The organism is Streptomyces bambusae (genome assembly GCF_020532645.1).
GTDB classification, from domain to species: domain Bacteria; phylum Actinomycetota; class Actinomycetes; order Streptomycetales; family Streptomycetaceae; genus Streptomyces; species Streptomyces bambusae.
This window is the reverse complement of the sequence record NZ_JAJAUZ010000010.1, coordinates 71,945-85,938: the sequence shown is the minus strand read 5'-3', so window position 1 is coordinate 85,938 and position 13,994 is coordinate 71,945. Positions and strand designations below refer to the sequence as shown.

The window sequence follows — 13,994 nt, the reverse complement described above, 5'->3', positions numbered from 1 at the left end:
CCGGGCCGTTATCCGGAGCTGAATTCCGGGAAATGGCACGCACCTTGAGGCGCCCGGCCGAACTCGCTGGCCGGCTGCGGCGACAGCCGTGCGGGAAACGCAAAGCCGCCCCGTCACCAGGTGACGGGGCGGCTTCGGACCGGAGTCGGGCGGGTGGCCCGGGTCTCAGTCGTTGTTGCTGGACGACGGGGTCGTCTTCGCGATCTGCATCAGGAACTCGGCGTTCGACTTGGTCTGCTTCATCTTGTCGAGGAGCAGCTCGATCGCCTGCTGCGAGTCGAGCGCGTGCAGCACCCGGCGCAGCTTCCACACGATGCTGAGCTCCTCGCTGTTGAGGAGGATCTCCTCCTTGCGGGTGCCCGACGGGTCGACGTCGACGGCGGGGAAGATCCGCTTGTCGGCGAGCTTCCGGTCGAGCTTGAGCTCCATGTTGCCGGTGCCCTTGAACTCCTCGAAGATCACCTCGTCCATGCGCGAGCCGGTGTCGACGAGCGCGGTGGCCAGGATGGTCAGCGAGCCGCCGTCCTCGATGTTGCGCGCGGCACCGAAGAAGCGCTTCGGCGGGTAGAGCGCGGTCGAGTCGACACCACCGGACAGGATGCGGCCGGAGGCGGGCGCCGCGAGGTTGTACGCGCGGCCCAGGCGGGTGATGGAGTCCAGCAGGACGACCACGTCGTGACCCAGCTCGACGAGGCGCTTGGCGCGCTCGATGGCCAGCTCGGCGACGGTGGTGTGGTCCTCGGCCGGGCGGTCGAAGGTCGAGGAGATGACCTCGCCCTTGACCGACCGCTGCATGTCGGTGACCTCTTCCGGACGCTCGTCGACCAGGACGACCATCAGGTGGCACTCGGGGTTGTTGGTGGTGATCGCGTTGGCGATCGCCTGCATGATCATGGTCTTGCCGGTCTTCGGCGGGGCCACGATCAGGCCGCGCTGGCCCTTTCCGATCGGCGACACGAGGTCGATGATGCGGGTGGTCAGCACGCCCGGGTCGGTCTCCAGGCGGAGCCGGTCCTGCGGGTAGAGCGGGGTCAGCTTCTGGAACTCGGGGCGGCCGCGGCCGGACTCCGGCGCCATGCCGTTGACCGAGTCGAGGCGCACGAGCGCGTTGAACTTCTCGCGGCGCTCGCCCTCCTTGGGCTGGCGGACCGCACCGGTGACGTGGTCGCCCTTGCGCAGGCCGCTCTTGCGGACCTGGGCCAGGGACACGTACACGTCGTTCGGGCCGGGCAGGTAGCCGGAGGTCCGGATGAACGCGTAGTTGTCGAGGATGTCGAGGATGCCCGCGACGGGGATCAGGACGTCGTCGTCGGCGACCTGCGGCTCGTTCGGACCGAACTCGTCGCGGCCACGACGGCCACGGCGGTCGCGGTAGCGGCCGCGACGGCCGCGACGGCCGCCCTCGTCGTCGAAGTCGTCCTGCGGGCCGTTGTCCTGGCGGCCCTGCTGGCCGCCCTGGGCACCCTGGCCGCGGCCGCCCTGCTGCTGCTGGCGCTGGCCGCGCTCCTGGCGGTCCTGCTGGCCGCCGCCCTGCTGCTCCTCGCCCTTGGCGGCGCGGTCGCGGCGGTCGCGCTGACCGCGCTCGGCACGGTCGCCGCGCTCGGCACGGTCGCCGCGCTCGGCACGCTCACCGCGGTCGCGGCGGTCCCGGCGGCCGCGGCCCTCGGCCGCTCCGTCCTGGGCCTGCACCGCACCGGCGTCGGCCTTGGCCTCGGCCTGGACCGTCTCGGCCTTCGGCTCGGCCTGCGCGGGGGCGGCGGCCGGCTCCGGGCTGCCCGACGGGGCGGTGGCGCGGCGGCGGCGGCGCTCGCCGGCGGGCTGGTCGGCACCGGCCGGCTGGCCGGGGATGTCGATCTGCTGCTGGGCGGCCGGCTTCTCGGCGGCCTTCTCGGCAGCAGCCGGGGCCTCGGCGGCCTCGGTGGCGCGGGCCTTGGAGGTGGCGCGGCGCTTCGGCTTGGCCTCGGCGTCGGCGGAGTCCGCGGCCTTGGCGGCGGAGCCGCCGCCGGCCTGGGCCTCCTTGATGACCTCGATCAGCTGGCTCTTGCGCATCCGCGCGGTGCCCCTGATACCGAGGCCCGAAGCGACCTGCTGCAGCTCGGCCAGGACCATGCCCTCAAGGCCGGTGCCGGAGCGGCGTCGCTTGGGGGCGGAGCCCGCGGCGGGCGCGCTGGTGTCGACAGAGCTGTCGGCAACGCCCATCAGATCGGTGGTGTCGCTCACGAAGGGTCCTTCCCTGGAGCGGACGTCGGCCTGTCTGGCTCGGCGACCGGTTGTGCTGTCCGACCTCGGCCCTTTTGTCTGGACCGTGCCGGGGCGGTGGTCCGCCGGAGCCCGGTACGGGTACGGCGGAGGAATTCAGTGCATGGGTTCCGGCGAGAAGCCCCCGAGCTGGAAGCGTGGGAATGTCACGCCGATTCCGGAGCGTGCTCAAAACTGCCTGGCAGTGATCAAAGCAGTTGGGGAGGCTCCCGGAAGAAAGGTGGTCCCGGATGGGGACACTGAGCACCTAGCCGCAAAGGCTTCGGATGCGTACTTGAGATTAACACTACCGGATCCAACAGACATTCCCCCTCTCATTCACCGGCAATCGCGTGACCCGCCGCCGGAGCGCCCCCGCCTGCCCTGTGCAGGAGCGCCCCCGCGCGGTCGCCCGGGCGGCCGGTCAGCCGCCGAGCGGGAGCACGCTGGCGCCCGCGGTGTCGAAGGCCAGCCGGGTGGCCGCCCAGCCCTCCCCCGCGAGCAGCGCGACCTTGTCGGCCGCACCGTTGTCGACCAGCGCGAGGACCGTCGGGCCCGCGCCGGAGATGACTGCGGGGACCCCGTCCGCGCGCAGCCGGTTCACCAGGGCCACGCTCTCCGGCATCGCCGGGGCGCGGTACTCCTGGTGCAGTCGGTCCTCGGTCGCCGGGAGGAGCAGCTCGGGGCGCCGGGTGAGGGCCTCGACGAGCAGTGCGGCCCGGCCGGCGTTCGCCGCCGCGTCGACGTGCGGGACGGTCCGCGGCAGCAGGCCGCGGGCGGTCTCGGTCAGCACCGGCTTCGAGGGGACGAAGACCACCGGAACGATGGAATCGGCCGGCTCCATGGTGATCGCCTTGGCGGAGCCGCCGTCCATCCAGGCGAGGGTGAATCCGCCGAGCAGGCAGGCGGCGACGTTGTCGGGGTGGCCCTCGATCTCGGTCGCGAGTTCCAGCAGCGCGGCGTCGTCGAGCTTCGCCTCGCCGCCTATGGTGACGGCGCGGGCGGCGACGATGCCGGCGCAGATCGCGGCGGAGGAGGAGCCGAGGCCGCGGCCGTGCGGGATCCGGTTGGCGCAGACGACTTCGAGGCCGCGCGGCTGCCCGCCGAGCAGGTCGAAGGCCGTGCGCATCGAGCGGACCAGCAGGTGGCTCTCGTCGCGGGGCAGCGTCTCGGCGCCCTCGCCCGCGATGTCGATGTCCAGGCCGGAGTCGGCGACCCGGACGACCACGTCGTCGTAGAGCCCCAGGGCGAGACCCAGGGCGTCGAAGCCCGGGCCGAGGTTGGCACTGGAAGCGGGGACGCGCACCCGTACGGCGGCGGCGCGGAACGCTGGACCGGCCATCTCTCGATGACACTCCTTGTGACTGGCTGCGAGATTTCGCGGCGAATGTACTGCAGAAGGTACGACATCCACAGGCCGCTGACGGGCGGAACCCTGGCATATGCAGTGTCGGCACGGCATATGCGGCGGACGGATGTAAGTACAGCCTATCGAAGGAAGGTTCTGTCGCGACATAGGGCGCACAGGAGGCGCACGATGCGTGTCGCGAGCCCGCTGTGCCTCTTTATCGCGTTTTCACCGCGTTTCAGGCGGCTTGGGTGCGCCGTGGGGCGGTGGGGGGCCGGTGCCGGCGCGCTCGTGGGGCGGGGGCAGCGGGTTCACATTCCGGCCGTCGAGTGCACTCGACGGGCATTTTTCGGCCAGAATCCGGCCGGTTCCGATCGTACGGCGACCGGAAAGACGTGCGAAGCGGTACGGCGGAACGTCGGGGTGGCCGGGCCGCGGCCCGGCCGCCCTCGACGCCGTGCCGACGTGCCTACGCGAGGCCCAGCCGCACCGCGGCCGCCTCGGCGTCCACCGGAACGGTGATCGGCTGCGGAGCGCCGGCCACCGCCCAGTCGGGGTCCTTCAGGCCGTTGCCGGTGACGGTGCACACGATCTTCTGCCCCGGGTCGACCAGACCCGCCTCCGCCGCCTTGAGCAGACCGGCCACCGAAGCGGCTGACGCCGGCTCGACGAAGACACCCTCCTGCGAGGCCAACAGCCGGTAGGCGGCGAGGATCTGGCGGTCCGTCACCTCGTCGATGAAGCCGCCGGACTCCTCCCGCGCCTGCAGGGCGTAGTCCCAGGAGGCCGGGTTGCCGATCCGGATCGCGGTGGCGATGGTGTGCGGCTCCTTGACGACCTCGCCGCGCACGATGGGCGCCGAACCCGAGGCCTGGAAGCCCCAGACCCGCGGGGTACGCGTGGCCAGGCCGTCCGCCTTGTACTCCTTGAAGCCCTTCCAGTACGCGGTGATGTTGCCCGCGTTGCCCACCGGGAGGACGTGGATGTCGGGGGCGTCGCCGAGCGCGTCCACGATCTCGAACGCGGCCGTCTTCTGGCCCTCGATGCGCACCGGGTTCACCGAATTGACCAGGGCCACCGGGTAGTTCTCGGAGAGGCTGCGGGCCAGGTCCAGGCAGTCGTCGAAGTTGCCGTCGACCTGGAGGATGCGGGCGCCGTGCACCAGCGCCTGGCCCATCTTGCCGAGGGCGATCTTGCCCTGCGGCACGAGCACCGCGCTGACCATGCCGGCCCGTACCGCGTACGCGGCGGCGGACGCGGAGGTGTTGCCGGTCGAGGCGCAGATGACGGCCTTGGCGCCGTCCTCCTTCGCCTTCGTGATGGCCATGGTCATGCCGCGGTCCTTGAACGACCCCGTCGGGTTCGCACCCTCTACCTTGAGGTGCACCTCACAGCCCGTGCGCTCGGAGAGGACCTGGGCCGGGACGAGCGGAGTGCCACCCTCGCGGAGCGTGACCACCGGGGTCGTCGCCGTGACCGGAAGCCGGTCCCGGTACTCCTCGATGATTCCTCGCCACTGGTGGGTGCGATTGCTGCTCATGGGTCCTTTACTCCCCTTCAACACGCATGATGCTGGCGACACCGCGCACGGTGTCGAGCTTGCGCAGCGCCTCGACGGTCCCCGAAAGGGCCGCGTCGGGTGCGCGGTGGGTGACGACGACGAGGCTGGCCTCACCGTCCTTGCCCTGCTGCCGCACGGTGTCGATCGACACGCCCTGGAGCGCGAAGACCGTGGCCACCTGCGCGAGGACACCCGGCTTGTCCGCCACATCGAGGCTGATGTGGTAGCGGGTGACGACCTCGCCCATCGGGCTGACCGGCAGTTGGGTGTACGCCGACTCGCCGGGCCCCGTTGCCTCGGCGAGCTTGTTGCGGCACACGGCGACGAGGTCGCCGAGCACGGCCGAGGCCGTCGGCGAACCGCCGGCGCCCGGACCGTAGAACATCAGCCGCCCGGCCGCCTCCGCCTCGACGAACACGGCGTTGTAGGCCTCGCGCACCGAGGCGAGCGGGTGGCTGAGCGGAATCATCGCCGGGTGGACTCGCGCCGTGACGGATTCCCCGTCCTGCGCGCGCTCCAGGATGGCGAGCAGCTTGATCGTGCAGCCCATCCGCTTCGCGGAGGCGAAGTCCGCGGCGCTGACCTCGGTCATGCCCTCGCGGTAGACGTCGTCGAGGCGGACCCGGGTGTGGAACGCGATGCCGGCGAGGATCGCGGCCTTGGCGGCGGCGTCGTAGCCCTCGACGTCGGCGGTCGGGTCGGCCTCGGCGTACCCGAGGGCGGTGGCCTCGTCGAGCGCCTCCTGGTAGCCGGCGCCGGTCGAGTCCATCTTGTCGAGGATGAAGTTCGTCGTGCCGTTGACGATGCCCATCACCCGGTTGATCTTGTCGCCGGCGAGGGACTCGCGCAGCGGGCGGATCAGCGGGATGGCGCCGGCCACGGCGGCCTCGTAGTAGAGGTCCCTGCCGTGCTGGTCGGCGGCGGCGTGCAGGGCCGCACCGTCCTGGGCGAGCAGCGCCTTGTTGGCGGACACCACGGAGGCGCCGTGCTCGAAGGCGGTGGTGATCAGGGTGCGGGCCGGCTCGATGCCGCCGATGACCTCGATGACGACGTCGATGTCGCCGCGTTTCACCAGGGCGGTCGCATCGGTGGTGACCAGCTCCGGGTCGATGCCCTCGCGGACCTTGGAGGGGCGGCGCACGGCCACGCCCGCGAGCTCCACCGGCGCGCCGATCCTCTGCGTGAGGTCGTCGGCGTGCGTCGTCATGATGCGCGCCACCTCTGAGCCGACCACTCCACAGCCCAGCAGCGCCACCTTCAGCGGACGCGTACGCATCATTCGACCTACGCCTTTCGTCAGAACACGGCCTGCGCCCTGCAGGCCGTTCCCTTGGCCGGGGACAATCCCGGCCAGGTATGAACCAGTCTCACGCACTGGACACAAGTTTCCATCCTCTGTCCAGTGCGTGAGATGTCTATTTCATCATCCGAGGTCGAGCCGCAGGAGATCTTCCTCCGTCTCGCGCCGGACGATCACTCGAGCCACGCCGTCGCGCACCGCCACCACCGGCGGGCGCAGGGAGTGGTTGTAGTTGCTGGCCATCGAGCGGCAGTACGCACCGGTGGCCGGAACCGCCAGCAGGTCTCCCGGCGCCAGGTCCGCGGGCAGGAACGCGTCACGGACGACGATGTCGCCGCTCTCGCAGTGCTTGCCGACGACGCGGCTGAGCATCGGCTCGGCGTCGGAGGTCCGCGACACCAGCGACACGCTGTACTCGGCGTCGTAGAGGGCCGTGCGGATGTTGTCGGACATGCCGCCGTCGACGCTGACGTACGTACGCAGCCCTTCGAGGGGCTTGATCGTGCCGACCTCGTACAGGGTGAAGGCGGTGGGGCCGACGATCGCGCGGCCCGGCTCCACGGAGATGCGCGGCGTGCGCAGCCCGGCGGCCTCGCACTCGCGGGTGACGATCTCGTTGAGCGCCTTGGCGATCTCGTGCGGCTCGCGCGGGTCGTCCTCCGAGGTGTACGCGATGCCGAGGCCGCCGCCGAGGTCGATCTCGGGCAGCTCCACGCCGTGCTCGTCGCGGACGTCGGCGAGCAGCTTGACGACGCGGCGGGCGGAGACCTCGAAGCCGGCCATGTCGAAGATCTGCGAGCCGATGTGCGAGTGGATGCCGATCAGTTCGAGGCTGTCGTGGCCCAGCGCCCGGCGGACGGCCTCGGCGGCGGTGCCGTCGGCGACGGCGATGCCGAACTTCTGGTCCTCGTGCGCCGTGGCGATGAACTCGTGGGTGTGCGCCTCGACACCGACGGTGACGCGGATCTGCACCCGCTGGCGGACGCCGAGTTCGGCGGCGGTGTGCGCGACGCGGGCGATCTCCTGGAAGGAGTCGAGCACGATGCGCCCGACGCCGGCCTCGATGGCGCGGCGGATCTCCGCGGCCGACTTGTTGTTGCCGTGGAAGGCGATCCGCTCGGCCGGCATCTCGGCGGCCAGCGCGGTGGCGAGCTCGCCGCCCGAGCAGACGTCGAGGTTGAGTCCCTCCTCCTTCAGCCAGCGCACGACCGCCTTGGAGAGGAACGCCTTGCCGGCGTAGAACACGTCGGCGCCCGGACCGAACGCGTGCGCCCAGGCTCGGCAGCGGTCACGGAAGTCTGCCTCGTCGAGGAAGTACGCGGGGGTGCCGAACTCCTCGGCGAGCCGGGTGACTTCGATCCCGCCGACGGTCACGACCCCGTCGGCGCCGCGGCTGACGGTCTTCGCCCACACCTTCTCGTCGAGGGCGTTCAGGTCGGCGGGCGGCGCGGTGTAGTGGCTCTCGGGCAGCACGTCCCCGTGGCGGGGCCCTGCGGGGTGCGCGGAACGGCTCATCGTCGGTCTCTCTCTGCTTTACAGGGTGTCGGGTGCGTCGATGCCGAGCAGGGACAGGCCGCCGGCCAGCACCGTCCCGGCGGCTTCGGCAAGCGCCAGCCGGGCCCGGTGGGCGGCCGAGGGTTTCTCGCCGCCGCGGGGCAGGACGTCGTGCACGTGGCCGAGCAGGAGGTCGGCGACGACGTGGAGGTGGCGGGCCAGCCGCTCGGGGGCCCGGTGGTGGGCGGCTGCTTCGAGGACCATCGGGTACTCGGCGAGCGCGGCGAGGAGGGGGGCGGCCCGGCCGTCCGCGGGCACGTCGTACCCCGGGGCGAACCCCAGCCGCGCGGCCTCGCGCACGGCGGCCCGGGCGCGGGAGTGCGCGTACCGCACGAGAAAACAGGGATTCCCCTCGTCCTGCCGCAACGGCCCGCCTCCGGGACACGCAGGCACCTCGCGCGGCGGCACGGCCAGCACGACCCAGTACGCATCGGGGGCCCCCAGCCGGTGGACCAGGTCCTCGTGGCGGGGAGGCAGGGGGGTGATGGGGAGGGGGGTGAGAGGGAGGGGGAGGGGTGTGAGGAAGGTGGGCTGGGCGTCCGGGACGGGGCATCGCACGGCTTGGGGGGCGAGGGGGCGGGCGTGGCTGGTGTGGCCGGTGTCGCTGGTGTGGCTGGTATGGCCGGCGTGGCCGGTGTGGGGGGCGGGCCGGGCGCATGCAGGGGCCGCGGCCGGGGAGGCGGGCAGGCCGGCTTGAGGGGCGGGCTCGGCGGCCACGGTGGGGCTCGCGACCGGGGAGGCGGGCTCGGCGGCTTGAGGGGCGGGCTCGGCGGCGGGGGCCGCACCCTGCGACTCCGGCACGCCGAAGCCGGGAACGGGCTCGGCAGCCCGGGCGGGCCGCGCACCCTGGGACTCGAGCAGGCGGGCGACGGCGGCGCGTACGACCTCGCCGCGGAGGCCGCCGCCCTCGGGGAAGCGGTAGCGCGTCCCGGCGAGCGCGTCGGAGTGCCCGTACCGGAGGCCCTGCGCGGCGATGACCGCGGGGAGGCCGCCGTACCCGTCGAGCGAGAAGTTGAGGAAGCCGGGCCCGGTGATCTCGACGCCGGTGATCCCGGCGGCCCCGGCGAGCCGTCCGGCCAGCACCCCGGCCACCTCCCGCGGCGGCCGCCCGGCCTCCCGCGCGAGCCGCAGCGCCACGTTGCAGGCGTACTCCCCCACCCCGCCGGGCCGGGTCCGCTCCACCACGACCCGCTCGGGCACCTGTACACGCAGCTCCCCGTCCTCGACGGCGCCGCGCACAGCACACACGACGTACGAGGCCAACTCTGCGGGGGTCACGACCCCACCCTAGGCGAGGACCCCTTCCTCACCGCGAACGGTTTCACGATGCGGGCGGTGGGGGTCGTGCGGGCGGCCGAAAGGCCGGTGCACAGGGTCGGGGGAACCGGGTACCGTCGCTGTCATGTTCTTCCCGACGCCGGATTACGAGTGAGGGCGTGACGGCCCCGCCCCACCCGCTGCATCCGTAGATCACTGCACGACACGACGACCGGGAGAACCCGTGACCAAGAGCAAGAACATCAACAACCCCGTGGGCCAGGGCGGCGGCCAGCGCAAGCGGCTGTCCCGCGCCGAGCGCCAGAACAACGGCCCCCACCGCAACCTCGACCGCAAGACCGCGGCCGACAAGAAGGCCGAACTCCTCCAGAAGATGCGCGAGAAGACGGGCACCCCGGACGCCCCCGCCACGGACCCGGCCCAGGACTGACGCACGGCCGCGGGCACGCCCCCGGAACCGACGCACAGCCGCCGCAGGGCCCCGACCGCACCACGCGGCCGGGGCCCTGCGGCGCATCGGGGCGGGCGATCCACACCGCCGGCCCCTGCGATCCGCTGCCCTGCAACGGCACCCACCGGCAGACACGCAAAGACCCCGTCCCCAGCACTGCTGCTGGCGGCGGGGTCTCTACGGCACTTCTCGCGAAGTGCCCCCGGCAGGATTCGAACCTGCGCACACGGCTCCGGAGGGGCCTTGCGTCTCATGCGTTCTCGCAGGTCAAAGAGCCAGAGAGCAGTTGCGCCCTGTCCCCCGTCCATAAATGGGCCGCATCTCGGGAAGCCGTCCCTCACCCGTTGGAGACGTGGGAGCACAACGCACGCCGCTGGTACTCCCCGGGTACGCCGGTGCCCACAGCAGCCCAGAACGGCTTCGCCTCCCTGAGATGCCCGCCGAGCGTGTGCCACGACACGTCTCCGTACTCGTCCCGCAGCGCGGCGAGACCAGCCGAAGCCAAGCCGAAGCCTTGATACTCCGGCTCGGTGTAGGGCTCCTCCACCCAAGCCAGCCGGCACGCCGAGCAGACCCGGTAGTCGATGCTGAACACGGACTCGCCATCGAGGTTCGCCGCCCTCTCCCGCCACCCGCTCCGCAGGGGTGAGGCGACGTCTTGCCACGGAGTGTCCAGCTCTGGTTGGTCCTGCTGCTCTGGCCGACCCAGCAGCACGCGGCTTAGCCGCTGAAGCAGTCCACGCGGCGCCTCAGGCAGGGATGCCCAGCCCACTTCGTGTGCCTGCCCAGCTAAGCGCTGTACCGCGTCCTTGTTCGCCTCAGTTGTCATACCTCTGAGGTTCCCGTGCACGGGAACCTCAGTCTTGTCGCAGGTGACTGAGGCGCGACTCGCCGCGGTGCAGCTGGAGGGTATCTGATTGAGAAGAGCCCCTGCCCGCCGAGATGTTCGGATAGTAGCCTGAGCTCTCGAACTCTTGCGGCAGCCAAAGGGAGGGGACCCGTGCCTCGCTATCAATTCTCCCTGTACGAGATCAACATCCGCAGGGTGCGAGACAAAGAGAGCTTGCAAGCCGCGAAATATGGAGCCCAGCGAAAAGACCTCCTGGATAGCTACAATCGGTTTCTCGACGAAGAGCTTAAAGGTGCCGGGAAGAGGATTGATAAGGGCGAGAGATACCTTCGCTTGAAGGATTCCGAGGTCGACTTTCGAACGCTCTGGTTCACGGTCGAGGCGGGCCGGTACGGCGTTCCCGGGAAGATCGTGGAGACTGACACGGGGGCGGACGCCTATGAGATCAACGTTGATGACGCGGCGTCCTACCCTCTCCGGCAGGCGCTCATTGTTCCCAGTGTGGGAAATTACGCCTTGTGGGCCACTGAAAGTGTTGGCCACGCATCCGCCTTCGGCGGTCTTTCGATCTCTTTCAGGGACTGGTTTCGGCGGAAGCATGACAGTGAAAAGCTGATCACAGAGATTAATCATTTTCAGGATACGAATGCCTGGAACGAGTTCATCGACAAGGCGAGCCTGAACGAGATCACGTATGTCGTTCATGAGCAAGACTCAGATGGGTCGGTCGGTAGTCGAATTCAAGAGCACAAGGTGAGGGCGGTGCGTCGCTCACGTCTCCCCAGTCCCTGGATTAAGCAGGCGCTGGAAAAGAAACTTCCAGCTGACACGGTATTCTCGGCGAAACAGCTTCCCGAAGCTGACGAGATCCGAATGCAGATCGAGACGGACGGGCGTCAGCGAACGATCGTAGTTGGCCGATCCCTTCCCCGGTTCATGTATGAGATCGCGGATGAGCGCGGCCCGGCGCCCACGGATGAAACGTTCAGGTCGGCCGTAATGTCAGAGGTGGGTGCTTCACTGGAGTACATGCACGTCGACCCAAGGACGTGGCAGGGGTAGGTCTTGCGCCGAGGGGGCTGTCGTGAGTGAAAAATGGAGCATCAGGGACATCGCCGCAGCCCATTTTGGCACGTACGTGGACGCAAGGACGCGTCGAGTCAGGAAATCTGATTATTTCGCTTTCGTGGGCGTTCCAGTGGGTCTTGGCGTGCTGTCAGCAACGCTTCGACATATTGAAAAGTTTGAGCTTTATGACGTCTCGAAACTTGTGGGTGGTGTCGGGATTTTCACGGGGCTCCTTTTTGGGCTGCTCACGAATGTGTTCACCCTCAGCCTCAAGCTTCAGCGAGACGAAGATCTCTCTGATCATGAGGCGGCGAAGAATGTTAAAGAGTTGTTTGCCAATGTGAGCTGGGCTGTGGTGACTGGCCTCGGGTTGGTTGTGGCGCTGGTGTCCTGCAGTGCCGTCACGGATCCAAAGGTCGCTGTTCCGTGGCCGTGGACTGGGGTTTTGGTAGCGCTCTTCTCTCACCTCATCCTGACGGTGCTCATGAGCCTCAAGCGGCTGTGGATGGCTCACTCGAAGATTCCCTACCTGCCGCCCAAGGGGTAATTGGGTGAAGGCTCGGGCACCCTCGGCCGTTACAGACCCCGCTGTCATCCCGTCTGCCGTCGACCCACACGGAGTGATAGCGGGGCAGGTTTCTGGGGCCCAGGTGGAGCGCCCTGCTGGACGAACGACCTGGGCCCCAGAAGCCTGGTCTGCTATGGCTTGCCTGGGTCGACGGCAGACGGGATGACAGCTCCCCACCCTCACCACTAACCGGCCGGCAGACGCAATGCAGGCCCCGGTCATCCCGTCAACCCTTCAGCCCATTGGCGCGCGGCCGGCGGTCCGGGCTGGAGCGGGGCGGGGCGGAGACAGGAGCGCAGGCCCGGGGCGACGGGCGCGCGACGCCGCCTTGGGCGGCGGAAGCGCCCTTGATGAAGTAGGGAAAGTTTCACCGCACGCGCCTGAGGCCTTCTTGTCGGCCGGCGCTCTGGCTGTTGCCATGTTCTGTGGGGAATGGCTGCGGCTGAGGGGGGTCTGTGGGAGATCTGACGGTCAAGGCGTGGAAGAAGCATGGGCGGGACCGGCTGTACGTCAATGACTCGAATGGGAGTCTGGTGGCGTGGTTCGACCAGGTCAGTGGGCATCTGGAGTTGATCCGGCCGGAGTTAAAAGCTGAGGTGCTCAAGGCGCTTGCGCAGTACGTGCCGCCTGATCAGGCTCGGCCGAACGGCCACGGCTCTGCTGGGAAGGTTGTGAAGCCTCCGTCTGGGTCTCCTCCCCCGCCCGCCTCTCCGCCTCGGCCGGTATCGCCGCCGCCACGGCCGCAGACACCGCCTCCGCCCCGGCCCTCGTCACTGCCCGCGCTGCCGCCCCTGGCTGCCGAGGACGACTTGGCCCGCAACCGACCCGGGGCCATGCTCAAGGACAAGTTGGATGCCGAAGGGCCCGGGCCAGCCCGGCGGCTCCTCGATGCGATGCTCCGGCGCCCTCCCAAATTGGAGAGCTGGCGCAAGGGTCTGGAAGGTGAGCGCAAGGTCGGGAAGGAGCTGCGGCGCTTCCTCGGGCACGGCTGGCAGGTGCTGCACTCCGTTCCATTGCCCCCGAAGCACGACATAGATCATCTGCTGATCGGGCCCGGCGGCGTGTTCACCCTGAACACCAAGAACTTCCGTGGGCGAAGCGTCTGGGTCGGCGACGACGTCATCAAAGTGGATCACGGGCCGGGGTACCCGATCCCCCGGAAGGCCCGCCGTGAGTCCGAGCGGGCGGCAAAGGTCCTGTCCGCGCACTGCGGGTTCTCGGTCGCCGTGAACCCCCTGCTCGTCTTCGTCCAGCCGGCAGCAGTCGAACTCGCCTCGCCCCAGCAGAAGGTGCGGGTCTACGACGAACGCACCCTCGCGGCCCTCGCCCACGTCAACGGAGTGCTCGACGCCCGGCAGGTGGAACAGATCTACGCCGTGGCCCGGCACCGCCAGGCCTGGAAGGGCGCCTGAGATCAGGCCGAAGGGCGGCCCGGATCCCTAGCTCGCCTGGATGAGCCGGCGCCCGTCATGGCTCCGCACGTGGGGCCCGGCTCCATCCAGCGCGTCTAGTAGGCGTACGGCGAAGACCTCGGCATGCGCTCTGCGACCTCGTCGGGGGTGAGCCAGGCAACAGCCGTGGACTCGTTGGAGGTGCGTTCTGTGCCGCCCGTCGGGGTGCAGCGGAAGACCAGGGCGACGATGCCTCGGGTCGTGTTCTTGTAGACCCCGGTGAGCTCGTCCACGGATACGTGGATGCCGGTCTCTTCCAGGACTTCGCGGGTACGCCCCTCTCCGGGGACTTGGGCAACTCCAGCACTCCGCCAAGCCGGCCCCGCC

The 13,994-nt window shown here is 69.8% G+C and carries 11 protein-coding genes and 1 pseudogene; 4 read left to right on the top strand and 8 right to left on the bottom strand.

Going from position 1 to position 13,994, the window contains the following annotated elements; genetic code table 11:
• Nucleotides 1-165: 165 nt before the first annotated feature.
• The 6 genes from rho to nrtL all read right to left on the bottom strand — a co-directional run bounded on the left by rho (nucleotide 166) and on the right by nrtL (nucleotide 9,279).
• Nucleotides 166-2,220, bottom strand: a complete 2,055-nt coding sequence (rho, locus tag LG634_RS09945; protein WP_226733318.1) for a transcription termination factor Rho — start codon at nucleotides 2,218-2,220, stop codon at nucleotides 166-168.
• Nucleotides 2,221-2,662: 442 nt separating this feature from the next.
• Nucleotides 2,663-3,580 (bottom strand): homoserine kinase, encoded by a 918-nt coding sequence (gene thrB / locus LG634_RS09940; protein ID WP_226733317.1) that lies wholly within the window; start codon nucleotides 3,578-3,580, stop codon nucleotides 2,663-2,665.
• A gap of 475 nt (nucleotides 3,581-4,055) precedes the next feature.
• A complete protein-coding gene (gene thrC / locus LG634_RS09935) occupies nucleotides 4,056-5,126 on the bottom strand; it encodes a threonine synthase (RefSeq protein WP_226733316.1) in 1,071 nt (356 codons plus the stop codon).
• A 7-nt stretch (nucleotides 5,127-5,133) separates the two neighbouring features.
• Nucleotides 5,134-6,423: a homoserine dehydrogenase gene (locus LG634_RS09930; RefSeq protein ID WP_226733387.1), complete on the bottom strand. Its 1,290-nt coding sequence runs from the start codon at nucleotides 6,421-6,423 to the stop codon at nucleotides 5,134-5,136.
• Between the two features lie 147 nt (nucleotides 6,424-6,570).
• The gene (gene lysA, locus LG634_RS09925) at nucleotides 6,571-7,962 is read right to left on the bottom strand and encodes a diaminopimelate decarboxylase (RefSeq protein WP_226733315.1); all 1,392 of its coding nucleotides are present in this window, start codon (nucleotides 7,960-7,962) and stop codon (nucleotides 6,571-6,573) included.
• A gap of 18 nt (nucleotides 7,963-7,980) precedes the next feature.
• Nucleotides 7,981-9,279: an ArgS-related anticodon-binding protein NrtL gene (gene nrtL, locus LG634_RS09920; RefSeq protein WP_226733314.1), complete on the bottom strand. Its 1,299-nt coding sequence runs from the start codon at nucleotides 9,277-9,279 to the stop codon at nucleotides 7,981-7,983.
• A gap of 223 nt (nucleotides 9,280-9,502) precedes the next feature.
• Here nrtL and LG634_RS09915 point away from each other — a divergent pair, with 223 nt between their 5' ends.
• Nucleotides 9,503-9,709 (top strand): DUF6243 family protein, encoded by a 207-nt coding sequence (locus LG634_RS09915; protein ID WP_226733313.1) that lies wholly within the window; start codon nucleotides 9,503-9,505, stop codon nucleotides 9,707-9,709.
• Between the two features lie 358 nt (nucleotides 9,710-10,067).
• Here the strand turns inward: LG634_RS09915 and LG634_RS09910 are convergent, their stop codons facing one another.
• On the bottom strand, nucleotides 10,068-10,325 hold the full coding sequence (locus tag LG634_RS09910) for a hypothetical protein (protein ID WP_226733312.1): 258 nt from the start codon (nucleotides 10,323-10,325) through the stop codon (nucleotides 10,068-10,070).
• 405 nt (nucleotides 10,326-10,730) lie between these two features.
• Here LG634_RS09910 and LG634_RS09905 point away from each other — a divergent pair, with 405 nt between their 5' ends.
• The 3 genes from LG634_RS09905 (at nucleotide 10,731) to LG634_RS09895 (ending at nucleotide 13,628) form a co-directional block, all read left to right on the top strand.
• Nucleotides 10,731-11,642 carry a hypothetical protein gene (locus tag LG634_RS09905; RefSeq protein WP_226733311.1) on the top strand — a complete coding sequence of 304 codons (912 nt, stop codon included), beginning with the start codon at nucleotides 10,731-10,733 and terminating at the stop codon, nucleotides 11,640-11,642.
• A 22-nt stretch (nucleotides 11,643-11,664) separates the two neighbouring features.
• The gene (locus tag LG634_RS09900; protein ID WP_226733310.1) at nucleotides 11,665-12,195 is read left to right on the top strand and encodes a hypothetical protein; all 531 of its coding nucleotides are present in this window, start codon (nucleotides 11,665-11,667) and stop codon (nucleotides 12,193-12,195) included.
• A 935-nt stretch (nucleotides 12,196-13,130) separates the two neighbouring features.
• Entirely contained in the window at nucleotides 13,131-13,628 is a 498-nt protein-coding gene (locus tag LG634_RS09895) for a nuclease-related domain-containing protein (RefSeq protein ID WP_226733309.1), read from the top strand.
• A 27-nt stretch (nucleotides 13,629-13,655) separates the two neighbouring features.
• On the opposite strand, the pseudogene LG634_RS09890 reads toward LG634_RS09895, so the two are convergent.
• Nucleotides 13,656-13,980, bottom strand: a pseudogene (locus tag LG634_RS09890) (NUDIX hydrolase); the annotation flags it as partial.
• Nucleotides 13,981-13,994: the final 14 nt, after the last annotated feature.